Below are 24,796 nucleotides of genomic sequence, written 5' to 3' on the forward strand. Positions count from 1 at the left end.
TACAAGGGGCTGGCTTAATGATTAAAGATGAATTCTCTGGAATTCAATAATGACCAGAACACATCGTTCAACGTATTGGCTTCGTCTTTTTTGTTTTCATCAAGTACCTGGATCAAGGATGAATATTCTTTGTCAGTAGGTTTACGTGACAGACAGGAAATATACATCTCGTCAATAATTTCCAGTGGTTTTTTGCCCTCTTTCACTCGAGATGCCACAAACTTACCCTGGACGATCTTGTTATTAACGGTATCACCATTCAACAGATGCAATGCCTGGGAAAGACTGGGTTCCATGCGAACTTCACACGAGCAAACCGTATCACGTTTGGCGCGGCCGAACGTTGTCAGGAAGTAAGTAGAAGTGTTTCCATCTGCAATCTGAACCGCACGGGCACCAAGGGGGAGTCCGCGGAATTTGTTCGGAGCACTCGTGACCTGAGAGATACAGTCCAGTAATACTTCAGCCCGTAAACGACGAGGCATTGCATGGGAGAAGTTTGTCAGATCACGTTCATTAGACGGATTCGTTTGGGTTGAGAGCTGGTAGGTTCGTGAAGTACAGATATCACGGACGACTTTCTTGAAGTCATAATTGTACTCTGTAAAGCGTTTCGCGAGCTCATTGAGTAGTTCCGGATTGACGGGAGGATTACTGACGCGAACGTCATCAACTTCGTTGATGATTCCCTTACCGAAAAAGTGAGCCCAGACAATGTTGCTCAAGTTGGTCGCGAAGTAGGGGTTGTCATTTGAAGCCAGCCATTGTGCAAGGACAACGCGGCGGTCTTTACCACGGGTGTCAGGTGCTTCACCCCCCAGGAACTTTGGTTTCATGACACGTTTATCAACCAAGTGACGAACTTCTCCGCTACCTCGGTTATATATAATTGATTCACGAGGGTCTTCACTCCGTTTTCGGCCGATTTGTGAGAAGAAGGCTGCAAAACTGTAGTAGTCATCCATGGTCCAGCGGTCGAATGGGTGATTGTGACACTGAGCACACTGAATCCGCATTCCCATGAAGACCTGAGCTACATTTTCAGACACTTTCAATGTGTCCCGTTCGTTTTCGTAGTAGTTAGTTGCGGCGTTGGCGAACGTACCACCGTTGGACCCCAGGATTTCCTGGATCATGATATTAATTGGCACGTTGGAGGCAATCCGTTCCTGCAACCAGTTGTAGTACAATAGTGCTGACTTATAGCTGATCCGGTTATTGACTGTGCGGATCTGTAACAGCTCTGACCATTTCATGACCCACATTTCTACGAATTCTTTGCGGTTCAAAAGTTTGTCAACGAGCTTTTCTCGTTTCTTGGGATCCTTGTCAGCAGCGAACTGGTTAAACTCTTCGATGGTGGGCAGGATGCCACAGATATCAAGGCTGGCACGACGCAGAAATTCGGCATCGGAGCAGACTTCAGAAGGAACGACACGGAGTTTTTTCAGTTTGTTGTGGATCAAAGTATCGACGTAATTATTTTCAGGGACATTCGGCCATTCAAAATTGAGACCCTTGGGTAATACAACAAAGTGTGATCCGACCGTGTGTGTGTCGAAGCGGGCCATAATAAAGGCTTCACCTCGATTACTTGCCGTAATCAAACCATCTTTGGTGATTGTTGCCGAGTTGTCATTGTTGGAAGAGAATGAAGACAGCGAAGTCACATCGCGAGTTGTGCCATCAGAATAATAGGCGAGTACGGAAACCTGTTGCTTGGTTCCTTTGCCGTCCATGACCCCGCCTTCGGGATAAATTTCAACTTTCGTGACGGTAGGAATTGCACCTGCATCGTAGGGAGCTCCCGCTTCTAACCAGCGGAGCACTTGCGTGTAGAGTTCGGAATCTTTTTCGTATAGTTTACCACCCGTATGCGGGACAGCACCGATGGCTTTTTCCAGCAACAGACTTTCCCGGGGCAGGCTGAGGTTGATACGACGTCCACTAAGTTCACGAGTTAAACGATCATAGTCCCCCTTGGGGTCAAATCCGAAAAGAGAAAGACGGAATCCATCTTTTCCACGGGCGGCACCGTGACAGCTACCGGTGTTACAGCCACCTCGCATAAAGGTGGGCATCACGTCCAGGTTGAAGCTGATCGGGCGATCTTCTTTTGCTTTGACTACTTTTGAGTGAAGTTTGATCGTCGCACCACCAAAGCTGGCAAGCAAGTCAGTTTCACCATCTCCGGCGGGATAAACCATGTTTTTATCAACCCGTACAATGCCTGCTTTAGCAGGTTTGATTTGTAACTGGCTGGTGACATCTTGTGTAAGCCCATTGTCATAAACAGCCTGACCAATGATCGACTGCCGATCGCGGCTGGTGGTGAGTTGGATGTCCTGGGGATAAACATTCAATTTCACCATTTTGGGAGCTGGCTTGGCAGGCGCTGGTTTCGGAGCAGCAGGCTTGGGCTTTGGCGTTGCGGGTTTCGCGGGAGCCGGTTTTGTTTCAGCAGGCTTCGCGGGTGCCGGTTTCACTTCAGCCGGTTTTGCCGGGGCAGGTTTGGCAGGAGCCGGAGTTGCGGCTGGTTTTGCCGGAGCTGGCTTGGCAGGTTGTGTTTTATCATCTGCTACTGTGAGAGAGAGTCCACTGACAATAAACAGTAGAGAGAGAACACTACGAAATAATTTTTGATGACGCCACATAATCGAAAACCTTTTTTCGTCAACAGGAATTAGTTGAGGAAAGTGATATAAACTAAGAGTTCTTTTATTGAGAAACTGAGCGAACTAATGGTTATTGATTTATTTAGTACCGGATTCCAGACGTTTCTGGGCTTCTAAGCGAAGTTGTTCCAGCCGTGTCAGTCGCTTGGGAGGTGCTTCTTTTTTCGGCTCCGCTTTTTTCGCGACCACTTTGGGTTTAGCAGGTTCATCTTTTTTCGGTGGGAGTGGTTTGTCGATCCGTAATTCAGTACGACCTGTCGTATGCACGACTGTCTCACCATTCATGGGGATCTCCACCTGGCAGAACAGACTCTTATGCCGTCCCTGAGGTGAAGCAGGATCCGTCTTTACTTTGAAGATCAGTTCTTTACTCTCTTTATTAAAGGAGATGTCTTCGGTTGTCACCTTGGGAGGCAGACCAACCAGTTTGATTTTGGCATCGCCTTCAAACGGGTTTTTCATATTCACCTTGCAGATAATTTCAGTTTCTTTTCCCTGTTCGACCGCAGTACGCGCCAGCTGAAGATCAACGAAGGAATCGGAGACTTCCAGATTTGCCAGTTGTGAAGAAACCCAGGCATTACCACCCACATTTGCCGAACCAATTACAAATACTTTCCATTTCTTGATCTCAGCTTTGCTATTTGCATTCAGAGGATAGAAGGCTTCGTTTTTTCCTTTGGGAATTGTAACGCGACTGGAAGCACCCACTCCTGGTGGACGGAAGGGAAACTGCAGTGTAATCGGTTCGTCAAATCCTTCTTTGCGGGTAACCACAACTTTGAGTTGCATAGAACCACTCCGGGCCAGAGGTGCCTTGGGTTCTACGATATCGAGTTTGAAAGGCAATTCTTCCACAACGGTGACGGGAATTTGTGCTACGTCTTTCATCCACAGTAATTGATTATTGCGGACGCGAACCAGGTCAGCCCGGTTTTTGAATACGCCTTCAATCTTCTGGTTAGGATCAGCGTGTCGTCCTTTGAGTGCAATCAACTCGCCTTCCACGGCAGCATCAGCGGCTGCTTCAAAAACAACAGGCATTGTCGTTAAATTGGCTGCCATCGGTTCGGCGACCATTTTGATGCCTTTAGGAAGGTTGGATGAATCGAGAACAATTTCTCCACCAAAGTTAGTTCGCTTGGCACTCACCACAACCGCGAAACGGTTTCCTTTGGCGACGACAATACGCTGTCGTTCCTGGGAATAACGAGCATTTCTGGGAATTCCCAGTTCGAGTGATGGTGAAACAGGAAGCATCTCAACACGGTAAACAAAATCAACACCGCCGCGTTTAAGGTGATCGGTGATCGAAAGGAAGTATTCGCCATCTGCGGGGAATTTGTATCGGAAGTAACTGTCCGGGCCTCGTGAATCATCGTTCGAGGCGACTCGTTGTGACTTCGCGTTATAAAGGTACATCACCGGGTCAAGAGGAGAGCGAACGCGACGTGCGTAGCACTCGATTTCCAGTGTCTGTCCTTTTTTGCCTTGAAATTTGAAGTAATCAATGTCGCCCTCTTTTTCAATGATGCCATTAAAGGCATTCGGAAGCGCGGCAGGCGAAGCCAGTTTGAATTCGTTATTTGGCTCCTGTTCCATGGAATTACCATGAGGGAACAAACGGAAGACATTGCCAGAAGGAGCGCTTCCGCCAGCGTCAGCAGCGAAAAGTTCAAATTCATCGTTGGGTTTATCTGGCAGTTGAAATTCCTGAGCAAGGTTATCAACGGTATTCCCTTTAAAGGTCACTTTTTGTTTTGAGGCTAACTGACCACCAGCCGGGTAGACGGCAGTAGGGCGCGGATAGGTTCCGACGTGTAGACGATAAAAGGCGGCACCGTTTCCACCATAGGAACTGTCACGAACCAGGATCGTGTATTTTCCATCTGCAGGTGCGATTACAGAAATTGCCGAGTCATTTCTGAGGAGTGGCAGATCGTCTTCTGCTTTCAATTCAAAACGCTTTTCGTCGAGAATTGCAAGATAAGGGTCAAATAGCGTCGTTGCCAGACGAACGCCTTCGATCTCTGCTGAGATGCGTTGTCCTTTTTTCGCGGTGACAACAAAATGATCGACATCTTCGTTCTGGATCACACCAGTTACGGTTTGGTTCAATTCAATTGGTTGTGGTGTTTCGAACTCACTGTTCGGTTCTTTTTCCGCGACTTCAGGGAATTGGCCGACCCAGAATGTTTTGTAGTCAGAGACACCGCTTTTCGTGCGAACCTGGAAGGTGTGTTCACCCAGGTCACAGTCAGGTGCAATCTTAACGATGGCGGTACAGATATTGGCATTCTTGGGATTGGCTTTGATCTCTTTAAACTCGAACCCTTTTTTGTACGACAGAATTTCGACTGCATCGGAGAGCCGGGCTCCAATGAATGTCAGACTGACTTCGGTGCCTCGTTGTCCCCCTCGCGGGCGAACATAATTCAGGCTGGGGTCAGCAGCCCCAGCGAGATCCACGAGTACCAGGCTCAGTGCGATTGTCAAAATTCCGGTGCAAACAGATCTGTACTTCTGCAGCATCACGGTTCCCCCCCTTGGAAATGTTGATGTTCGAGAATCAGTTTTATTTTTCGCTTGAACGAGAATGTTAGCACGAGCAAACAAGCCCGTACTAACAATTCTGGTTCAATCAATTCGTTTATTTATTGTCTGGTTTAAGCAAGCAGGTCTTTTATGACTTTCCCACCATTGACAATTTCGATGGGTCGATCACCGGGTGCCATCAGTTCTTTGTCAGAAACAATTCCCAGACAATGGTAAATGGTTGTGGCCCAGTCCATGACGGAAAGTGGATTGTCTTCTGGTTCAGAAGCGATGGCGTCAGAGGAACCATAAATGTGTCCTCCTTTGACTCCACCACCGGCCATTACAACACTGAAGACTTTCGGCCAGTGGTCCCGGCCGGCAGTCGCGTTGATTTTTGGTGTTCGTCCAAATTCACTACAGACACAAACCAGAGTGCTCTTCAAGAGCCCCCGATCACTCAGGTCTGAGATCAGTGTGGAGAAAGCCTGGTCGAATGAAGGCAGGTTTCTGTCGATTCCAGTTTGGATTCTGTCGTGCATATCCCAACCGCCATATGTCATGGTGACAAAGCGGGCACCTGCTTCGACGAGACGTCGTGATAACAGCATACGGGCACCAGCCTGGTTTCGACCATAAGCATCACGCACCTTCGCATCTTCTTTATTCAGATCGAAGGCTTCCTGAGACGCTTTAGACGAGACCATGTCATAGGCCTGTTTGTAGAAGGTATCGACCGCATCCAGAGAATCTGATTTTTCTTTGGAAACAAAGTACTCGTTGACCGAATCCAGCAAAGACCGACGACGAGTAAATCGATTGGTGTCAACACCACCAGGCAAATTCAAGTCACGCACTTTGAAGCCATTCGATGCAGGATCTGATCCGACACTGAAGGGAGCAAAGGATGAACTCAGGTAGCCTGTACCAGCGAATTCGTTCGGCTGATTTGGAATACATACATATTGTGGCATGTTATTCTTAGGGCCAAACTCATGAGTGACTACACTTCCCATGCTGGGGAACTGCAGAGCAGGGCTGGGACGATATCCGGTGAACATGTTATGTGTTCCCCGTTCGTGAGCCGCTTCGCCGTGGGACATGGAACGGCAGATGGTCAATTTATCCATCAGCTTAGCTGTCTTGACCAGCTTTTCATTCAACCGAACTCCAGAGATATTGGTCTCGATTGAGTTCATGGGACCTCTGTATTCAATCGGAGCGTAAGGTTTCGGATCCCATGTTTCCTGATGTGCAGCCCCACCTGGCAGGTAGATGAAAATAACTGACTTCGCAGTTCCTTCTTTGCTTTCGTAGTGTTTCAATTCTGCCTGTGCGCTTTTCATACGCAGAAACTGAGGCAGAGTCAGCCCGATTCCGCCCGCAAAGCCAACATGCAAAAAGTCGCGACGCGATTGTTTCAAGCTCATAGTGAAATCTCCATTTCAAGGTGGGGATAAATTGTGTTTGGTATATGGCTTTTTCAGGCCAGAGGCTTAACACTTATTATTTTGGTTTGAGCACTCATCATCTCAGGTTGGACTATAGCCAGTTTATCTGGCGGATGGCTCTGATCTTCACTAGTCACATCAGAGTTTAATCAGTAGGCGATTCTGGTAATGCTTTCTAATTCTAACACATTAATCCAGTGGGGGGAGGAATCGGTTAAAACCACCTGTTACGTATTATGCCAAATCTTCACTCAGTAATTCAAGGACAATTTTAGAAACCATGACTTCTCGGGCTACTTTAAAGCACGATACATCAAACTCGATTGATGTGAGTCTGTCAAGGAATTCTTAGTCATTTCTACTAACTCAACGAAAATAGTAACATCGGTAAAACAGGATGTTTTTATTTTTCAACAAGCCCTTTTTGCTCTGAAATCTGATACAACTGATCCGATTTCAGATTGTCCCATTTGGCTGTCTTTCCCGAAGGCCATTTGATGTGAACAGATGCGATTTCTGTTTCGTCACCTAACCCAAAGGTAACAGGGAGTTCAGTTTGTGACAGATAGCTGCGGGTCGGCATCACCAGTCGACTTTGTACACCCGACTGCGTTTCGATTTGAATCTGAGCCCCCAGTGCATCATGGTTGGAGGCTAGTATAGAACCTTTGTTTCCTTTGGTAGGATCACTTGTGAGCTGGAAACGAACCCAATGGTGGCCCGTTTGTTGATCGTTTCGTAAGAGTCGCGGCGTTTTTCCAGTGGACATGATCAATAGATCCAAATCGCCGTCACCGTCAATATCACCGAATGTTGCGCCGCGGCCGACCAGGGGGCGGACAAAATCTGAACCGACCAGCGATTCTCCTAAAGGCAGGAACTCGGTCGCATGTTGTGCGCCGCAGTTCCAGAACAGTTGCGGTTCCTGTTCGTAATGCTGCCGTTCCTGCACGATATTAATATCTTCTTCCAGGTGACCGTTTGCTGCAAACAGGTCAAGTCGTCCATCCAAGTCGGCATCAAAGAAGAAAACGCCGAACGTTAAAGCCAGTCGTGTTTGGGGGCCAAGTCCGTTTGAGACAGCTTCATCGATAAACTGCATCTCTTTTCCGGGCGACGTATAGAGGGCCGTCATTTCATTGGCAAAGTTGCCGATGGCGATTCCCAGCGTCTCATCATTTCGGAACGGGGCGATGTCGATTCCCATCGCCCCGCGTGCATTCCCATTCATATCAAAGGCGACTCCTGAAATCGCCGCTGTTTCTGTAAATATGCCATTCTGTTGATTGTGAAATAGAAAGTTCTGAACGGTATCATTGGTGATGAAGATATCGAGATAGCCATCCTGATCAAAATCGTAGAAATTCAATCCCAGCGATTTTGCTAACGGTACTCCCGTTCCGGGGGTGAATATTCTCAGGCCGGCCTGCTCGGAAACTTCATTGAAGGTGCCATTTCCCTGGTTCTGGTAGAGCAGGGGGGGAACGCCATTGAAGTTTTGCGGACGACCGTATGCGCGGATACCTCCTTTGAGCGTGAAGTTCTGCGCGCGGTCAAAGTCACGCGTCCATTCCACATAATTACAGACGAGTAAATCCAAATCTCCGTCACGGTCATAATCAAACCAGCCGCAACTGGTGCTCCAGAGTTGCGCGGGGCCACCAACGCCAGCTTGCATTGTGACGTCAGTGAAGCGTGTTCCTTCATTTTTGAATAAGCGATTGGTTCCCAGTGCGGAGATAAACAGATCAACGCGGCCATCGTTGTTATAGTCACCACAGGCGATCCCCATGCCGTACAACGAAACGTTCAAGCCCATTTCGTCTGTGACATCTTTGAATTTTCCGGTCCCGTCATTTTGATATAATGCCAGTGAGGAGTGTGTGCTGTCTTTTTTCTGTGGCTGGCTCCAGGGCCAGTCATTAGAACCTACCAGCAACAGGTCCTGATCCCCGTCATTGTCATAATCTAAAAACGCGGCTCCGCCTCCCATTGTTTCCGGCAGCAGCTTTTCACCAGCTGCCCCGTTATGATGAACGAAGTCGATCCCAGCCGCTTTCGTGATATCGGTAAACGGAATCTTGGGAAGTGTGAGTTCTTCGACTTCCCGTTCTGTCGGTAGCGCTAAAGGAGTTTCCTTAACGATGTTTTCCGGCTGGCGAAGCTGACTTAACAGGAAGAAAGTTCCTCCCACTATTGCAAAGACCAGCATGACGGCCAAAGAATACCAAAAAGCACGTCCGATGGATTCATCGTTTTGCTCTGTCTCTTCTTCCAGATTCGGATCAAGGTTGGCACTGTTTTGATCTGCCATTGTATTGTCCTTCGTATATAGTCTTATGACGTTCCCGACCTGAATTGCCAGGAAAGGTCGAGTTGTTATGGTTTGATCGTCCGGTTCAATGAATAAATCACCGGGTGCTCGGCAGCATGATTGGCTGCGGGATATTTCTCACGAGCCTTCCGTTCAGAGAGTCCGCGGGCTGTATCATCCACTTTATATTTCTGATGCAGCTGTCGATGCTGTTCAGAAAGTTCGGTTTGATCCAGTTGGTCATAAATCAATGACAGGCTGTAATGCGCGGTGACATTTTCCGGGTCGAGTACCAGGGTCTTTTGAAACTGTTTAACAGCCTGATTCAGAAGCTGATCGCGCTGATCCCGATTTTCTTTGGTACGGAATCGCTTGGCTTGATCAAACAGGTTTTGCCCCAGGTCATTAATGACCACGTAATCTTTGCTGAAATCAAAGCCGCGGCGGGTGCGTTCTTCGGTCTGGTCTTCCAGAACACTACGGAAGTTGCGTTCGGCTTCTTTCAGGTGTCCCTGTTGTTGATTCACCTTGCCACTCAACCAGGCCAGTGTCCAGGGAGGAGCGGGAGGATCGGTAAACGAAGCTGCTTTTTGTAAAATCTCAACAGCGTCTTGTAAGCGACCTTCACGGAAATAAACACGTGCCAGATTCAAGGAACCATCATAGCGGCCCAGTTGATCCACTTGCTCAAATGCTTCAGCGGCCTGTCTCAGTTCCGCTTTGCCTTTCAAGAACAGTCCAATGCCGTAATCATTCCAACGTTGCCATTCGGGAATTTCAACCGTTTTGTTTTTGATGTCGGCTGTGACTCCTTCCACAGGAAAGGTAATCGTATCAGAGGCAATCGTTGTAATGGGCAGCGTATTGATGTAGGGAACCCCCTTTTTCTTCCAGGAGAGTTCCTGCCCTTTGGATTCGAGAGATTCCGCGATAAACTGCATGTAGTGCGTATCGAATTTTCGATACTGCAGCTTGGCTTCCACCGTCACGGGAGCAGTCAAGTCGTCCGGTAGGTTCAGTTCATAATGGATCGTCTGCCCAGCACCGGGGGGCATCTGATTATTATAGAGAGCGACGAAGATATCCTGTGCATTGCGTCGGGCAATGCGATTGCCGTCGCGGTCAATCACAAACGCGTTCACAAAGTGAGACCAGGGATCAACAGTGCCATCTTCTTCACGCGAACCGCTGCGTCCAATGATTCGGTCTCCGCTCTTGACGGTCACATCCAGCCAGATTTCATTCGAGTCAGCTGTACCCTGTGTGAAATGATGTCCGACTTTTAAGGTACGGAGCACCGTTTCCAGCAGGTATTTATTTCCCGGTTTTAAAGTCGGGACTTCCGGTCGCAATGGGGCGATCAATTTTCCATCAATGCTGCCTGCTTCCCGGATGCCGAAGAAATCGACGCGCAGGTTATCTTTGAGAAAATTCTGATGTGCGGCAACAGTTTCCGGATCATTTCGTAATGCGGCAATTGCGGTATTGGCTGAGGGAAACAGATGATTGTGTACGCTGAGTTCCTTCGAGTCATAGAAGTGGCGGGCGCCAAAGTCATTCGAAGGTTTGGCAGGCATATGACATTTGTTGCAATTCTCCTGTGCTACAGGCGGATAATAAAAGCTCCGCGCTCCATGTCCTGAAACGCCGCTTAGTAAAAAGGAATCGTAATGGTTCTGCCCGCGCAGGAATTTGTATTGATTGAGTTCTTCCGGTAAATGTACTTTGTGACATGTGCCACAGAATTCGGTGGACTTGTGCAAATCCTTTAAGAACGTTTTTTTGTGGAAGGCAGGTTTGGCTTTCACCAGTTGATTATTCACCCACTGTAGAAACGGGTTCTCACTATATGCGAAGGGATAATGAATCGGTTCTTCTATTGTGTAATCACTGTTGCCGCGCACGCTGTTGACGTGAGTAATGGCATGGCAGGTCGTGCAGGTGATGCCTGCTTGAGACGTGATATGATTGATATCATCAAAGTTGGGGTCATCAAATGCGCCACTAAAAAAGGGGACCGGGTCATGACAGCCAGCACAGAAGCGAGATGCCTGCAGATTTCCGTCGCGTTCTAATGAAACTTTGCGCGTTTCCCGGACCGATGCCAGATAGGCGGGGTTATTAAAGGAACTGAAATGATGCACGCTGTTTTTCCAGTCGGCGTGAGTGTCGGGATGACATTTCTGGCAGTAGTCGTCCATCATCAAAGCTTGAGCGGGAATGAAATCACCAGTTGATGTTCGTGACAGGGACGGGAAGAAATATTTCTCACCCGAGGCAGGACCGACCACATTCCATTTACGGGGATCAGCCGAATGAAACATCAGCATGCCGACTACCATGGCGGTAATCACACCCATATAAGACAGGCCCCCCTTCCAGTGAATTTTGGGACCAACGAGACGATGCAACCAATACAACCAGAGGGCAAATAGCGGGGAGAGCACATGGCACCAGTACGTGATGGAACGTGCCGTCGGATTTTTCAGGTCGAATGAACCAATCCGTAATAATAAAATTCCGGAGACCAGCAGCAGGCAGGATGTAATAAAGAGCGCGTAGCCAACTCGTACCGCGCGGCGGTTGAGTCGATTCTTCGTATTATAAATGTGAACAATGCCAAACAGAATGAACGGCGCCAGAAGCACCAGCCCCAGAATCAAATGTGCCAGAAACATATATTGATAAAACCAGTTTTCCAGGGTCTCGCCGCTCAACCAGTCGTACACCGTTATGCTGACCAGATAGATCGAATTCGCACCTAGGAGGGCAACCAATAATAACAGGAGATAGAAAACCTTACGCAATTTTGGTCCGATAGCGCGGCGGACGATACGACGCGGCCGTGATTCTGTCACGGGGGAATCAGAGGAACTCATGATGACAATTGATCCTGCACAAAATGGCTTGAGACAAAACTTGCAGTATCCATTGCGCTAAAGAGAAGCGCACGCGCATGCTAGAAATTAATGGAGTATGCACGCTGCAAGTTTCATGAAACGACAGAAACCATGTTTCTGTTGACGAGCGCGTTTCAGAAGCTGGCGCTTTGTGGAGGACGGTCGATTCGTTGTCGAGAGGGACTTGTCAGCAGCAAAGGGTGAGAACCCGTTGATCCGCAATCAGGTGTGCGAGGCATCATCATTTCTGATGAGCCAGAGCAGGCAGGTTTCATCAGCGTGATCACAATCAGCGGAGACTCCGGCGATGGATCTGGCTGGTGGTTCTGGCAGTCAGGACCCGAGCAGGGGCTCTTTTGAGGAGACTGGTCAGGTCGATGCAGCAGGATCATTTCAGAATCGTCCGGCTGACCTGCATGTGAGAGGTAATCGCCGCACGTCGCATTCGCTGTCTGGACCGCCGACAAACTCCATACGCACATCGCACCTGCAAACAGCAGGAAACGGATGGCAGATTGTGGGCACGGTCGGTTTGGCATAGAAACTTTGTATTGAAATAACGAGAAATGACCCCAAAACGCGAACTCTCCTATTAAATATATACGGATATCTGTTCAAATCCGAGCATAAAATATGGATCCTGTTGATTTTGTTCCGTTTTTATCGGGGAATTGAGCTGAGGTTGCCGGGAGTGTGCCCCCAATTGGGGGTTGACGAATTTTCCAATTCCGAAGACACTTTTACCGCGTTTCGTCGAAATTTCAGGCGAAATCGGAAAACAGAGCAGGGAAGCTTGGGGGAATCAATTCATGATCAATTGGCGAATGGCACGGTATCGACTGGAATATCTGGTATTCCGTACGTTGGTCTGCATCGTGCGATCTTTACCGATGAGAGAATCGGTGGCGTTGGCAAAAGGCCTGGCATTTATCATTCATTATTGCCTGCCTCGCAAGCTGACCCGATATAAAGTGGCTGCGGAAAATTTACGGACCGCGTTTGGCGAAGAACTTTCCGAGAAAGAAATTGAGCAAACAATCTACCGTATGTGGGTGCATCTATTTCGGATGGTTGTCGAAATCATCCAGTTGCCTCGAAAGTTACACCGAGGGAATATCTTTGACGTGTTGGATTTTGATTATCCACCGGAACTGATCACCGCCTTATGTTCCGGCAGACCTGTCATTCTGCTGAGCGGACATTATGGGAACTGGGAAGTGGCTGTCTCGGTCTTTGGACTGTTTGGTTTTCCCATGGGGGTTGTCGCTCGTGAACTGGATAACCCGTTTCTGAATGAATGGTTTGAGAAATTCCGCCAGCATACTGGACATCGGGCAATGGCGAAAAAGGGCGGCTACGATGATATGGTCGCCACAATTGAACGCCGCGGACATCTGGCGCTGCTCGGCGATCAGGATGCCGGCAAGCGGGGGTTGTTTGTCAACTTTTTTGGTAAACCGGCTTCCACTTTCAAATCGATCGCGCTGCTGGCTCTGGAATATCGGGCGTATATCTGTGTGGGTTATGCTCGCAGGCTCCCTGATGATTTCGAAAAGAATCAGTGGGTGAAGTTTGAAATGGGGTGTGAACAGTTGATCGATTCCACTCAGTGTGTTTCCAATGATCCGGTGGGTGAGATTACACAGCAGTTTACGACAGCCCTGGAAAATGCGGTGCGAAAATCTCCGGAACAATATTTCTGGGTTCATCGTCGCTGGAAAAGTGAACCGCGTGTTCGTGCGAAAAAGAAACGCCAGCCAGAACCGCTTCAGGAAAAAAAGGCAGCCTGAATTGATTCATAGGGTCCAGTGAATTACAACCTGAAACAGAGGTTCTGTGTCATTAAGAAAGACCCAGCGGACTGAGAAGCGACCAGTTTGATTGAGTTCACTGGTGACAGGCGTCTGGTCTGAGAAAACACCATCCGGAGGAGCAAATGGGGAAAAAAGTACGGATTGCGGATGCGAGTGAAGTTCCCGAAGGTTCAGCGGGGGAGTTTGTCGCCGAAGATCGGGTGATCGCTTTATTTCATGTGGATCAGCAATATTATGCGATGGACGGCGTCTGTCCGCATGCGGGGGGGCCGCTCGGTGAGGGGAGCCTGAATGGTACTGTCGTCACTTGCCCCTGGCATGGTTGGCAGTTTGATGTGACGACAGGAAAACATTGCCTGAATGATCGGCTGTGCCATCCCACATTTCCGGTTTCTGTAGAAGAAGATGGGATTTACATCGAACTCCCTGAGTAAGTTCTGATAAAGAGAGAGCCAGTTTACGTGACGAAATATAAAGCGGTCATTTTTGATTGTGATGGGGTGCTGGTTGACAGTGAGACCCTGGGAAACCGTGTGTTGGCAGAAATGATCAGCGAGATCGGGTTCCCGCTATCACCCGCACAGGCGGTTCAGCAATTCAAAGGCGGAAAATTGGCCGACTGTCTGGCTGTTGTAGAAGATCAGATGGGGCAAAAATTGCCGGATGATTTCGCAACTCAGGTCCGAGCGCAGATGGCAGAAGTGTTTCAGACCGAACTGCAGGCGATTCAGGGAGTCCGTGAAGCACTGGAGTCCATTCCGGTGACCAAATGTGTTGCTTCTAATGGGCCGGAAGAAAAGATGGCTCTGACTCTCAAGATTACAGATCTGCTCCACTTCTTTGAGGGGCGTATTTTTTCTGCCTATACTTTGGGAGTCTGGAAACCCGAGCCGGATCTCTATCTCTATGCGGCGTCTCAGATGGGAGTCCAACCCGAAGAATGTGTGGTGATTGAGGACAGTCATCTAGGAGTGCAGGCGGCGGTGGCTGCGGGGATTCCCGTGCTCGGTTATGCAGACCACAGTTCACCAGCGGAACTCGAAGCAATCGGAGCCAAAACGTTTCGCTCCATGCATGAACTTCCCGGCTTACTGGGATTTTAATCGCCGCATTCCTAAAGCGGCACTTTGCCGGAGGCGTGAAGGCCCGGCAAAGATTGCTGTTTGAAAATTCCCTGATCAGCTTGAATGCGCGAAAATCGCCGGTTGGGTGGTAATTTTTACACACCTGATTTTAGAGTGGGTAAACCGGGTAGACCTTGCAGCCGCTAAAATCAAAAAAAACTGAACTTTTCAGTCAAGAAGCCAAATTGATTAAGCCGATATTAATAACTGAGTCGGATTTTTTCCGATGATTTAACTTGTTCAGCTTTAGTCTAATGATTTTTGTTTGCAGGGAAAAGCCTCTGCCTGGCTGCGGATTCAGTCAGTCAAAAATCAACGAGATCGATATAGGAAGGATCCTCCATGCAACATCGACTTCGAATTTTCACAGGTGAAGAAGAATCGCTCGAACAGAATGACAGTCTTGTCAACGTTCGTTTTGGGGAAATTGCAGATGCTTTGGCAGAAGCAGTCTACTATCGTCGCACATGGGTCTCTGATTTTTCAGAAGACGAAGTAAAAATTCCCTCTGATCTTTACGCCATCTTAACTGCCTATAGCCATCTTCGTCCGGGCGCCTGATGGTCACGCGGCCTCTGTCTCAAAAATTCCTGATTACCGCACTGGTTCTGGTGGGGCTGTATCTGGTCATTCTGGGAGCACAGCGGGTTTATGAACATTATCAGGTGAAGCAGATTTCGCTTGAGTTTGTGCAGGCTCTGGAAACAGGGAATGAAAAGCAAATTCGCGGTCTGCTTACACCTGAAAAAGCGGATCTGGCTAAGAAATTGAAACAGGACTCACAAGACAGTTCTGCGCCTCTCAACTATCGAATTCTTGACGTCAAATTAGCGGGCGATAAAGCCCAGGTCAGTATTCAGATTCAGAAAAATGGATATGCCATCAAGCCGGATATTCATTTAGTCAAAAGTCAGACCGGTGTCTGGAAAATTGATGCGATCACACAGGCAAAGGTCGACCCGCTCTGGTACGACCAGGAAGATCAGCGCTATCGGGAAAAATTAATCAAAGAAAACGTTCCCCCGGAAGAAGTGCAGGGACGCGTCCTTGCAAAAGAACTCGCACGTTCGTTAAATACAACTGTCGAGGAATCATCACCGGACAAGGTCGATCCCTGACGAGTTGCTCGTTTTTTCGTTCATGCCGATTTCTTTCTTGCGAGGTATTAATGTCTGAGGCTTCTTCTGCGTCCGAACGCGCATTGCAAATCTGGAAAGCAGGTGTCAAAGCCGTCGATTCAGAAGCCCTTGTTCGTGAGGCTATTCAGATTACCGATCACCGGCTGACTGTCTGTGGGCATTCGATTTCCCTGCAGGGACATGAAAATCTGCTGGTCGTTGGAGCCGGAAAAGCGGGCAGCGGTATGGCTGCGGGTGTTGAAGCTGCCTTGGATGGCTCATTGCTGGAACAACGCACCTCCGGCTGGGTGAATGTACCTGCAGATTGTGTACGGCCTTTATCTCATATTCACCTCTATCCCGCACGACCAGCGAGCTTGAACGAACCCACTGCGGAAGGCGTATATGGCTCCCGGCAAATTCTCCAAAAAATTTCCAGCTTACAATCGGATGATATTTGCCTGGTGTTGATTTCAGGAGGGGGGAGTGCGTTATTACCGGCACCTTTGCCTCCGGTCACTCTGGAAGACAAGCAATTAGTCACGCGGTTACTGATGTCGTCTGGTGCGACCATTCAGGAATTGAACTGTGTACGCAAACAGATTTCGCAAGTTAAAGGAGGTCGGCTCGCTGCAGCAGCGACCTGTGGAACATTGATTACTTTGATTATCTCCGACGTTGTCGGTGATCCGCTGGATATTATTGCTTCAGGACCAACCGTCGTTGATTCATCCACTCCAGCTGATGCCTTGGAAATCTTGCGTCGTTTTGTGTTTGATCCACAACAGGTGCCTGAGAGTGTCTGGAGCGTATTAGAGGCGGGACAATCAAGTGCACCAACACAAGAAGTATCGGGACAGACAAAAGTCATCAACCAGATTATAGGCAGTAACGCGACCGCTCTCCAAGCCGCGAAGCAAGAGGCTGAGGAAGCAGGTTATGAAATCGTCTCGCTGGGCTCTGAAAATGAAGGGACGGCGTCTGGAACCGGAGTCGAACTGGCAGAACTCTGCCTTAAAATTCGAGACGGTGCAAGCTCTGTTTCCAAGCCGGCCTGTATCCTGAGTGGGGGAGAGCCCATTGTCGATTTGTCTTCTACACAAAACCCCGGCAAAGGAGGGCGGAACCAGGAAGTGGTACTGGCTGCAATGCAGCGTCTATGGGAAGAAGACCTTTCTGGCATCTGTATTCTGTCTGGAGGGACAGACGGGGAAGACGGCCCCACCGATGCCGCTGGCGGCATTCTTGATACTCAAATTCTACAACGTGCACACGCACTAAAGATTGATCCCAGTCTCTTTTTAAACGACCACAATTCCTATCCCTGCCTTGCTCAGGTTGGTGGGTTATTAAAAACGGGAGCGACCCAGACAAATGTCATGGATTTAAGAGTGGCTTTAGTGGAATAAAGCAGCTCTATTCGGCTGGAACAAATCGCTTCAGACTGGAACTGGCTTAGATCGCGAAGATGGGGGTTGTCATTTCTTCATTCGAAACTGCGCGGACGACATGCATGTCATCATAATCCAACAGGTTCGTTAATTGAGGCATGCCATCTTTATCCAGAATTTCGACAATCGGATTGTCATAATGAATCCGGTTCGTGCGAACGACAATCGCACGTTGTCCATTGTTGAGTTCAACGAGGGAGCCCAGCGGATACAGCGACATCGATTGCAGTAGTGCGCGCACGGCATTCCGGTCAAATAATCCCTGTGAAGCGTCAAAGACAAGATTTTCGGCAGCCTGATAGGGAAGCAGTCCCATTTTATTAGGCCGCGATGATACCAGTTCTATAAATTCATCGGCGACAGCAGCAATTTTAGCGAGTGGATGAATCTGATTGTTTTTCTGACCTCGAGGATAGCCTGAGCCATCGCAGCGTTCATGGATCTGGTAAGCGATGAGTTTTGAAATCGTCGGGACTTCATGTACCTTACTTAATAAATCGAAGGTAATGATGGGGTGTTTTTTCAGTTCCAGACTTTCAATCGGACTCAGTGGTGTTTCACTCATCAGGGCTTTGTAATTGATTTTATTCATGCCTGTATCATGTAACAGACAGCCAATCGAAAGTTGAGTCAGGTTTTCACGGCTGAGTCCCAGCTGTGTGCCAATCGCCATTGCCAGGCTCGACATCTGCAAACCATGTCTGCAAAAGTTCCCGTTATCAATGGGAGCGATTCCTTCCAGTACAAACAGATCCATGTCCTGAGCCATCTGTGAAAAGGACATGCTGGTGATATCGTAAATCTGCGGCATACTGATTCGTTTTGTGAGCAGCAATTGTTTGTAGATATCATCTGTGATTTTCGTCAGGACTGTGAACTGTTCTCGATATTTAGTTTTCAATCGATTCGAGTATCCCGCGACGGGAACTGGCCTGATTTCATGCAAAAAAGAACTCGTTTGGATTTGCCACGGCGAATGGGTTCTTTGTGTCTCCAACGCAGCTTGCTTCTGGGCAGCCGAAATTGCGGAAGCTAACTGGAGTCGTTTGCGCCGAATGTCCTGTGGAGAGTCTGATTGAGAATCCTGGCTCTCACCCGGGGCCAGCATCAAGTTGTGCAGGTCCCGTTCGTGAACCCGGACACTTCGAATGCCTCGCTTTTTTAAATTCTCAATAGTTCCTTTGGTGATGGTTTTGCCGCTGGCCAACAGCAGGAGATTCTTCTCACTGTCTGCATCAAAGATCGGAGCCTGTAATTTGACCCCTATGCGGAGTCGGTCAATACCCAAAGATGAGTAAGGACTGGCCTTCTTATTGATTGATTTTGCAACCATGAATTGAGACGCCGATATTCTTTGATTACCTGCAATGAAATTTGAGGACCTGGAATTGAGAGTACTTCTCAATGGTCCAAATTTATCAGATTCATAATGCCGATCAGGGAGACAGGAGATTAATGAAACCTAGGTCAGGTAATGCGTTAGAACAAACGCAAAGCTCGTTGAGAGGAACTGGGGGCTGATATAGCCCCGGTTCACAACTGATCTACTGATTGTATCGATTATGAAGGAAATGAATTTACACTGATTTTAGACGTTTAGCCGCGTTCCTGCTGGTAGAGGGCAGTTAAGAATTCCTCGATACTCTTGAACTTTTTCCCTTCGGCTGAGATCGTTTCGACTTTCTGACGCGCTTCGGTCGCCGAATATCCCAGGCTGAGTAGCGCTTCATATGCTTCACCGTAAACGTCTGTGCTTGCCTCGTCAGTGGGAAACTCTTTGGCAACAATCAGTGCAAATTTTGTCATTTTACGTCTGAGCTTGGCAACTATTCGTTCCGCAACCGCAGGGCCAATACCAGGAAGTGTTGTGAGTTGCTTGACGTCTTTTTCTTCAATCGCAGTCGCGACTTCTTTAACCGGCCGCACCATTGCACGCAACGTTTTTTTGACACCAACTCCATCGACCGAGCAAACCAGTTCAAAGAACTCACGCTCGGCATGGCTCATAAAACCAATCATGCGGGGAGTGAGTCTTCCTTTTTGAGGATTCCCTTCGATGTACTGAATGGTTTTCAAACTGACTTCTTTGCCGATCAGAGGCTGCAGCTGGCGGCGCACAAATTCGGGAATAAAGACCTGGTAATCAAAGGCACCTACCGAGATGATCGCTTCGGATAAACTGAGTTCAATTAGTTCGCCGCGAATATTTGTAATCATGTTGGCTCATTCAGGATGTTAGTTTGTAAATTCACCTGTCAGAAGCAGGTGACGCGAATTGTATGATAATGACATAAAGCGGCAGCAAACGCGTCCGCAACATCATTTGGTTCGAGAATTGTTTTCAGTCCGAGCTCTGTTTTGATGGCGTGCTGCATCTGTTCTTTGGAAGCACGACCACTGCCGGTAATCAATCGCTTTATCTGAGTCGGTGTATAATGCACAACCGGCACCCCGCCATCATGGGCCGCATATAAAATCGCACCACGGGCATGTGCCATGATAATCGAACTTTTGGGAAACTTGGGTGTCGTAAAAACCTGTTCGATCACCATGATGTCTGGTCGAAATTCTTCAATGACTTCCCGAATTCCCGATCCGATTTCATGCACGCGCGAAGCGAGATTGCCGTCCTGTGTTGAACGGATGATTCCCCCTTCACAGAGTACAGGACCTTTCAAAGAATGTTCCAGCAGTGCGTAACCAGTCCGATTCAATCCCGGATCGATTCCCAGAAAACGGGTTGGTGTTGTTAACTCTTCATCATCCGTTGTCGAGTTTAAATTCATGCATGGCTCAATCGATCAAAGTATTGATCTTACAACATTCACGCTAACCACGGCGCCACAAGCTGCCTTCCGGGCGGTCTTCAACGGTGATCTGACAAGCGGCTAAGCCTTCGCGAATTTTATCTGCGATATCCCAGTTTTTGCTGGCACGAGCATCTTTGCGAATTTCCAGGACCAGTTCCATTAACTGATTGACAAGTCCATCGTCGGCGGCCTGTTCTTTTTCAGGAGCCTTGCGGAAAACACCTAACAGATTCGCCAGTTCCTTCAGCAGGCTGGCGCCAGTTTTAAGCGCTTCCACCATTTCCTCATTCTGTTTTCCTTCGCCGTCCAGTTTCTGCGAATGGATCAACGCGTTGAGCGTGGATCGAATTTCAAACAGAATACCAATTGCACCGCCGGTGTTAAAATCGTCGTCCATCGCTTCCAGAAAACGCTGACGCAATTCTGAGAGTTGCTGGAAGTATTCAGACGGAGTTCCTTCGAGAGCAACCGTTTGCTCGCGCTTTTCCGATGTGAGAAGGTCGTAAAAACTTTCGTCGGTAATTCGTTCGAACGTTTCGAAGAAGCGATAAAATCCTTCAATTCCTTTGCCGGTTTCCTGGATGTTTTCATCGCTGAAGGCAATTGGACTGCGGTAATGCGTGGATAACAGGAATAGGCGCACCAGTTCCGGTGGATGGATGGCAAAGAGTTCTTTAACGGACGCAGCTCCCTTGGAGCCGGAAAGTTTGTCTGCTTCTTGCGCTTCCTGATCGACGACGACATCGCCGTGACGGTCATGCTGGCCACCTACTTTTCCAGGAGCATCACTGGCTTGCATCAGCCCATTGTGGACCCAGTAGCGCACATAGGGTTTACCAGTGCAGCATTCAGACTGGGCCCGTTCGTTTTCGTGATGAGGAAACATGAGATCGAGGCCGCCTCCATGAATATCAAAAGAATCTCCCAGGAGCTTGCGGCTCATGGCAGAGCATTCAATATGCCATCCCGGACGACCCGGGCCCCACGGACTATCCCATGCTGGTTCACCCGGTCGGGACTTCTTCCAAAGGGCAAAGTCGGCGGGATTTTTCTTTTTATCATTTGCTTCTACGCGTGTGCCCGCAATCATCTCTTCAATCTTACGACCGCTGAGGCAACCATATTTTTTGTCCGCTTCCGCAGAGAAATAAACATCACCATCAAGAGGGTAAGCGTATCCCTGGTCGATTAGAGATTGAATGATCTCCTGCATTGCCGGGATGTAATCCGTAGCTTTAGGGAAATCGGTAATGGTATCGACGCCCATCGTTTCTAGATTATCGAAGTAATCCTGCGTCATTTCCGCAGCCAGCTTTTCGACTGTCGTATTCAGTTCAGCTGCCCTGTTAATCAGCTTGTCGTCGATGTCGGTGATGTTATTGACGAATTTGACTTCGTAACCGTTGTATTTGAGATAACGCGCGATCGTATCGATGATTACCGGCCCGACCATGTGGCCGATATGGGCATGTTTATACACAGTAGGGCCACATAGATAGATCCCCACTTTTCCAGGTTTCATCGTTTGAAAATCTTCTTTTTTTCGACTCAGAGTGTTGTAAATTCTTAGTGTCATTGTTTCAGATACCTGAATTACTTTCTGTTATCAATAAAAATATGCCCGTCTGTTTGCAGGCTGTGAGTTGTTTTCAATGTCTGATTTATTTGGTCAGCAGCACAACGGCATCGGCCGTCATCGCTTCCTGTCTACCCACGGGGCCGACGCGTTCGCCTGTTTTTGCTTTAACGTTTATTTGTTCTGTTTCAACCTTCAGAATCCGGGCGATCGATTCCCGAATTAATGGTTTGTAACTGACTAGTTTAGGACGTTCCGCTGAAATTGTGCAATCCAGGTTTACGATTTGCCACCCGGCCTGTTGAACTTCCTCAAACGCAGCTGCCAGCAAATCGCGCGAATCCGCGCCCTTCCACCGTTCCTCAGTATTGGGGAACATTTCCCCAATATCTCCCAGACCGGCTGCTCCCAATAAGGCGTCAGTAATTGCATGCAACAAAACATCCGCATCACTATGCCCTGCGAGTCCCATTTCGAATTCAATAGGAACCCCTCCCAGGACCAGTTGGTAGCCGGACTCAAGCCGATGGCAGTCCTGGCCGTAGCCAATTCGCAAATCGGGTAACTGATCTGAAGAAGGTTGAGCTGCCATGAGTTAGGGTCACGTTGTTTGAGGGAATTTGTTCCAAAAACAATGTCGTACTGTTCTTGTGGATAGGTGGTTTCACGTCTTGGATGAAAGCACGCAGATCATAGCTGGAGCCGTCTGAGATGGCAATATGAGCCGCGGTTTCCAAGTCCTTTTCTGATTGTCAGTTGAGCAATTTCTTGAATTACGCGGTTTGACTGACTCCTGACGAAAGCGCTTGATTTTCAAATTGACACAATTTGGGATTCCCGATAGACTCCTCATCCCTTCTGAATCTTCAAGCAGATCTCATTTCTCTCAACTTATCTCTACTTATCCTCAAACTTTCATGAAGATACTTCTTCACAAATCATGGTTCCTGGTATTGGCATTGGTTTTTCTGGTCGCCACGATTACGGGCTGCGCGTTGATGGAAGAAGGAGCTGTTTTAGGATTAGGGAAGTATGTTGATAAGAGAACAACAAAAAAACTACCATCCATTCCGGTTTCTCAGGATGCGATGCAGGTAGAAATCGTATTTATTGAACGTCCGGTGAGCGATCCACTTTTGGGTTCTACGCTTTGGAATGAGATCGATGAAATTGGTGCGGTCGATCTCATGGATCAGGAAAACCTGAAACTAAATGGGTTCCGTGTAGGACACGTTAGTTCGGTTCCCCCAATGGCATTGCAGACGTTACTTGGCTTGAAGTCACACTTGGGAGGCGTCTCGAAACAGGAAGAATCTCTACTGTTATCCGGACGGCGATTGATGTTACGTTCTGGTGTGCCGACGGACATTCAGACCAGTGATTTTTACGACAAATGCAAACTGGAGTTATTCAGCGAAGACGTGGAACAGGAACTGGAAATCAAGGAGTTTGAGCAGGCCCGTTGCGTGATGCGTGTGAAGGCACATAAAGTTCAGGATGGCTGGGCCCGTCTGGAATTTACACCCGAAATGCACTATGGCGCACAGCAATTGAGACGCACGCCAACCACGATTGGTTGGCAGCTCGAAAATCGGCAGAATACGACGCCGTTATATAATCAAAAATTTGAAGTCACACTCAACGTCGGTGAAATGACTGTCATTACCGCGGCAGATGAAGTGGCCGCCAACTCTGCCGGCCATCTGTTCTTCCGCGGGGAAGGTGACAAATCTGATATCCAGAAGATCCTGGTTGTGCGACTGGCGAACATGTCGAAGATGGATATCGTCCGTTCGAAATAATGGAATCAAAAAAACGGCCTGCTTCGTTAGAAACAGACCGTTTTTTTGTCTTCATTTCAGCTTGTCTGATTAGACTTTACCGAAGATGGTTTTTCCTGTGGAGAACAGGTCGTCACAGGCTTCACCCATGCGGTTTACGACGCCCATTTCTCCGGCTTTGAGATAGCTGCGAGGATCGTAAACTTTTTTGACTCCAACTTCTCCATCAATTTTTAATACGCCATCGTAGTTTTTCATCATGTGATCTACGACAGGACGCGTGAATGCATACTGGGTGTCGGTGTCGATATTCATCTTCACAACACCATATTCCAGTGTTTCACGCAACTGGTCTTCGGGGGTTCCTGAACCGCCGTGGAATACGAGATCGAACTCAGCTTCTTTGCCATACTTGGCAATCACAGCTTCCTGACCTTCTTTCAGGATTTCCGGTCGCAGTTTGACGGCTCCTGGTTTGTAGCTGCCATGCACGTTACCGAATGTGGCAGCAAACATATAGCGGCCCAGGCCGTTGAGTGCTTCATAGACGGCGACCATATCTTCGGGAGAGGTATAAAGCTTGTCGGCGGGCTGGTCAGAGTTATCGACTCCGTCTTCTTCCCCACCAACAACACCGGCTTCGACTTCCAGAATGATTTCATTTGCGGCACACAATTTCAGCAGGTCAACAGACAGTTCGAGATTCTCTTTGAGAGGCAACTCTGATGCATCCAGCATGTGAGACTGGAACAGGTTTGGCAGTCCTGCTTCGCGACGACGCGCTGTTTCTGCGATCAGCGGCTTCAGGAATGAATCGACTTTACCAGGTTGGCAGTGGTCTGTGTGTAAGGCAATCAGCACGTCATACCGCTCTGCCAGTCGGTGTGTTGCTTCAGCCAGAATGATCGCACCTAATACAGCGTCCTTCTGATCCAGACCAGAAGCAAATTGACCTCCGCCAGTTGAAACCTGAATGATTCCGTCTGATTTTTTATCTGCAAATGCTTTGAGCGCTCCGTTGATGGTCGTTAAGGAGGTCACGTTCATTGCGGGATAGGCATAGTTACCTTCCTGGGCGGCATCCAGCATCGCTGCGTATTGAGCTGGGGTTGCAATTGGCATTGGATTTTCCTGTTCAGTTTAAAAAGATTAAAAGATGTTACAGTCTGTTGATTCTGAATTTTCAAAGTCAATCTGACAAAATGTTTCTGGCCTGTCCACGCTTGTTTCTCGGATGAGGCTGAATT

The 24,796-nt window shown here is 48.3% G+C and carries 19 protein-coding genes; 7 read left to right on the forward strand and 12 right to left on the reverse strand.

Annotated elements, in window-relative coordinates:
- Positions 1-14 precede the first annotated feature (14 nt).
- The 6 genes from Pan241w_RS04880 to Pan241w_RS04905 all read right to left on the reverse strand — a co-directional run bounded on the left by Pan241w_RS04880 (position 15) and on the right by Pan241w_RS04905 (position 12,414).
- Positions 15-2,654, reverse strand: coding sequence for a DUF1549 and DUF1553 domain-containing protein (locus Pan241w_RS04880; protein ID WP_145211790.1), 2,640 nt, complete (start codon positions 2,652-2,654; stop codon positions 15-17).
- A gap of 99 nt (positions 2,655-2,753) precedes the next feature.
- Positions 2,754-5,207, reverse strand: a complete 2,454-nt coding sequence (locus Pan241w_RS04885) for a PPC domain-containing protein (RefSeq protein ID WP_145211793.1) — start codon at positions 5,205-5,207, stop codon at positions 2,754-2,756.
- A 134-nt stretch (positions 5,208-5,341) separates the two neighbouring features.
- On the reverse strand, positions 5,342-6,640 hold the full coding sequence (locus Pan241w_RS04890; RefSeq protein ID WP_145211796.1) for a DUF1501 domain-containing protein: 1,299 nt from the start codon (positions 6,638-6,640) through the stop codon (positions 5,342-5,344).
- Between the two features lie 424 nt (positions 6,641-7,064).
- A complete protein-coding gene (locus Pan241w_RS04895; protein WP_145211799.1) occupies positions 7,065-8,975 on the reverse strand; it encodes a CRTAC1 family protein in 1,911 nt (636 codons plus the stop codon).
- A 65-nt stretch (positions 8,976-9,040) separates the two neighbouring features.
- The gene (locus tag Pan241w_RS04900) at positions 9,041-11,854 is read right to left on the reverse strand and encodes a multiheme c-type cytochrome (RefSeq protein ID WP_145211802.1); all 2,814 of its coding nucleotides are present in this window, start codon (positions 11,852-11,854) and stop codon (positions 9,041-9,043) included.
- 155 nt (positions 11,855-12,009) lie between these two features.
- Positions 12,010-12,414 (reverse strand): hypothetical protein, encoded by a 405-nt coding sequence (locus Pan241w_RS04905; protein WP_145211805.1) that lies wholly within the window; start codon positions 12,412-12,414, stop codon positions 12,010-12,012.
- Between the two features lie 270 nt (positions 12,415-12,684).
- On the opposite strand from Pan241w_RS04905, the gene Pan241w_RS04910 reads away from it, so the two are divergent.
- The 6 genes from Pan241w_RS04910 to Pan241w_RS04935 all read left to right on the forward strand — a co-directional run bounded on the left by Pan241w_RS04910 (position 12,685) and on the right by Pan241w_RS04935 (position 17,340).
- Positions 12,685-13,665, forward strand: a complete 981-nt coding sequence (locus Pan241w_RS04910; RefSeq protein WP_232107357.1) for a lysophospholipid acyltransferase family protein — start codon at positions 12,685-12,687, stop codon at positions 13,663-13,665.
- A gap of 146 nt (positions 13,666-13,811) precedes the next feature.
- Positions 13,812-14,123 carry a Rieske (2Fe-2S) protein gene (locus tag Pan241w_RS04915; RefSeq protein ID WP_145211808.1) on the forward strand — a complete coding sequence of 104 codons (312 nt, stop codon included), beginning with the start codon at positions 13,812-13,814 and terminating at the stop codon, positions 14,121-14,123.
- Between the two features lie 27 nt (positions 14,124-14,150).
- Positions 14,151-14,792 (forward strand): HAD family hydrolase, encoded by a 642-nt coding sequence (locus Pan241w_RS04920; RefSeq protein ID WP_198000327.1) that lies wholly within the window; start codon positions 14,151-14,153, stop codon positions 14,790-14,792.
- A gap of 363 nt (positions 14,793-15,155) precedes the next feature.
- Positions 15,156-15,374 carry a hypothetical protein gene (locus Pan241w_RS04925; protein ID WP_145211813.1) on the forward strand — a complete coding sequence of 73 codons (219 nt, stop codon included), beginning with the start codon at positions 15,156-15,158 and terminating at the stop codon, positions 15,372-15,374.
- Positions 15,374-15,931 carry a nuclear transport factor 2 family protein gene (locus tag Pan241w_RS04930; protein ID WP_145211816.1) on the forward strand — a complete coding sequence of 186 codons (558 nt, stop codon included), beginning with the start codon at positions 15,374-15,376 and terminating at the stop codon, positions 15,929-15,931. Before Pan241w_RS04925 ends, Pan241w_RS04930 begins: the two co-directional genes overlap by 1 nt.
- Before the next feature lie 50 nt (positions 15,932-15,981).
- Complete coding sequence (locus Pan241w_RS04935) at positions 15,982-17,340, forward strand: glycerate kinase type-2 family protein (protein WP_145211819.1); 1,359 nt, start codon at positions 15,982-15,984, stop codon at positions 17,338-17,340.
- A gap of 46 nt (positions 17,341-17,386) precedes the next feature.
- Here Pan241w_RS04935 and Pan241w_RS04940 read toward each other — a convergent pair whose 3' ends face one another.
- From Pan241w_RS04940 to ispF, 5 genes are all read right to left on the reverse strand, one after another.
- Positions 17,387-18,715: an HD-GYP domain-containing protein gene (locus tag Pan241w_RS04940; protein WP_145211823.1), complete on the reverse strand. Its 1,329-nt coding sequence runs from the start codon at positions 18,713-18,715 to the stop codon at positions 17,387-17,389.
- 263 nt (positions 18,716-18,978) lie between these two features.
- Positions 18,979-19,599, reverse strand: coding sequence for a Holliday junction branch migration protein RuvA (ruvA, locus tag Pan241w_RS04945; protein ID WP_145211826.1), 621 nt, complete (start codon positions 19,597-19,599; stop codon positions 18,979-18,981).
- A gap of 38 nt (positions 19,600-19,637) precedes the next feature.
- Entirely contained in the window at positions 19,638-20,168 is a 531-nt protein-coding gene (ruvC, locus tag Pan241w_RS04950) for a crossover junction endodeoxyribonuclease RuvC (protein WP_145211829.1), read from the reverse strand.
- A gap of 43 nt (positions 20,169-20,211) precedes the next feature.
- Positions 20,212-21,768 (reverse strand): cysteine--tRNA ligase, encoded by a 1,557-nt coding sequence (gene cysS, locus Pan241w_RS04955; RefSeq protein ID WP_145211832.1) that lies wholly within the window; start codon positions 21,766-21,768, stop codon positions 20,212-20,214.
- Positions 21,769-21,853: 85 nt separating this feature from the next.
- Positions 21,854-22,360: a 2-C-methyl-D-erythritol 2,4-cyclodiphosphate synthase gene (ispF, locus tag Pan241w_RS04960; protein ID WP_145211835.1), complete on the reverse strand. Its 507-nt coding sequence runs from the start codon at positions 22,358-22,360 to the stop codon at positions 21,854-21,856.
- 325 nt (positions 22,361-22,685) lie between these two features.
- On the opposite strand from ispF, the gene Pan241w_RS04965 reads away from it, so the two are divergent.
- Positions 22,686-23,570 carry a hypothetical protein gene (locus Pan241w_RS04965; protein WP_145211838.1) on the forward strand — a complete coding sequence of 295 codons (885 nt, stop codon included), beginning with the start codon at positions 22,686-22,688 and terminating at the stop codon, positions 23,568-23,570.
- A 69-nt stretch (positions 23,571-23,639) separates the two neighbouring features.
- Here the strand turns inward: Pan241w_RS04965 and fbaA are convergent, their stop codons facing one another.
- On the reverse strand, positions 23,640-24,671 hold the full coding sequence (gene fbaA / locus Pan241w_RS04970; RefSeq protein WP_145211841.1) for a class II fructose-bisphosphate aldolase: 1,032 nt from the start codon (positions 24,669-24,671) through the stop codon (positions 23,640-23,642).
- Between the last annotated feature and the right edge of the window lie 125 nt (positions 24,672-24,796).

The organism is Gimesia alba (assembly GCF_007744675.1).
In the GTDB taxonomy this organism is placed as follows: Bacteria; Planctomycetota; Planctomycetia; order Planctomycetales; family Planctomycetaceae; genus Gimesia; species Gimesia alba.

Excerpts from the sequence above, each read along its gene's own strand:
- Pan241w_RS04900 (WP_145211802.1), bottom strand. The coding sequence starts at position 11,854 with ATGAGTTCCTCTGATTCCCCCGTGACAGAATCACGGCCGCGTCGTATC.
- cysS (WP_145211832.1), bottom strand. The coding sequence starts at position 21,768 with ATGACACTAAGAATTTACAACACTCTGAGTCGAAAAAAAGAAGATTTT.
- ispF (WP_145211835.1), bottom strand. The coding sequence starts at position 22,360 with ATGGCAGCTCAACCTTCTTCAGATCAGTTACCCGATTTGCGAATTGGC.
- Pan241w_RS04895 (WP_145211799.1), bottom strand. The coding sequence starts at position 8,975 with ATGGCAGATCAAAACAGTGCCAACCTTGATCCGAATCTGGAAGAAGAG.
- Pan241w_RS04925 (WP_145211813.1), top strand. The coding sequence starts at position 15,156 with ATGCAACATCGACTTCGAATTTTCACAGGTGAAGAAGAATCGCTCGAA.
- ruvA (WP_145211826.1), bottom strand. The coding sequence starts at position 19,599 with ATGATTACAAATATTCGCGGCGAACTAATTGAACTCAGTTTATCCGAA.
- Pan241w_RS04910 (WP_232107357.1), top strand. The coding sequence starts at position 12,685 with ATGATCAATTGGCGAATGGCACGGTATCGACTGGAATATCTGGTATTC.
- fbaA (WP_145211841.1), bottom strand. The coding sequence starts at position 24,671 with ATGCCAATTGCAACCCCAGCTCAATACGCAGCGATGCTGGATGCCGCC.
- Pan241w_RS04915 (WP_145211808.1), top strand. The coding sequence starts at position 13,812 with ATGGGGAAAAAAGTACGGATTGCGGATGCGAGTGAAGTTCCCGAAGGT.
- Pan241w_RS04880 (WP_145211790.1), bottom strand. The coding sequence starts at position 2,654 with ATGTGGCGTCATCAAAAATTATTTCGTAGTGTTCTCTCTCTACTGTTT.
- Pan241w_RS04965 (WP_145211838.1), top strand. The coding sequence starts at position 22,686 with ATGAAGATACTTCTTCACAAATCATGGTTCCTGGTATTGGCATTGGTT.
- Pan241w_RS04930 (WP_145211816.1), top strand. The coding sequence starts at position 15,374 with ATGGTCACGCGGCCTCTGTCTCAAAAATTCCTGATTACCGCACTGGTT.
- Pan241w_RS04940 (WP_145211823.1), bottom strand. The coding sequence starts at position 18,715 with ATGGTTGCAAAATCAATCAATAAGAAGGCCAGTCCTTACTCATCTTTG.
- Pan241w_RS04905 (WP_145211805.1), bottom strand. The coding sequence starts at position 12,414 with ATGCCAAACCGACCGTGCCCACAATCTGCCATCCGTTTCCTGCTGTTT.
- Pan241w_RS04890 (WP_145211796.1), bottom strand. The coding sequence starts at position 6,640 with ATGAGCTTGAAACAATCGCGTCGCGACTTTTTGCATGTTGGCTTTGCG.
- ruvC (WP_145211829.1), bottom strand. The coding sequence starts at position 20,168 with ATGAATTTAAACTCGACAACGGATGATGAAGAGTTAACAACACCAACC.
- Pan241w_RS04885 (WP_145211793.1), bottom strand. The coding sequence starts at position 5,207 with ATGCTGCAGAAGTACAGATCTGTTTGCACCGGAATTTTGACAATCGCA.
- Pan241w_RS04935 (WP_145211819.1), top strand. The coding sequence starts at position 15,982 with ATGTCTGAGGCTTCTTCTGCGTCCGAACGCGCATTGCAAATCTGGAAA.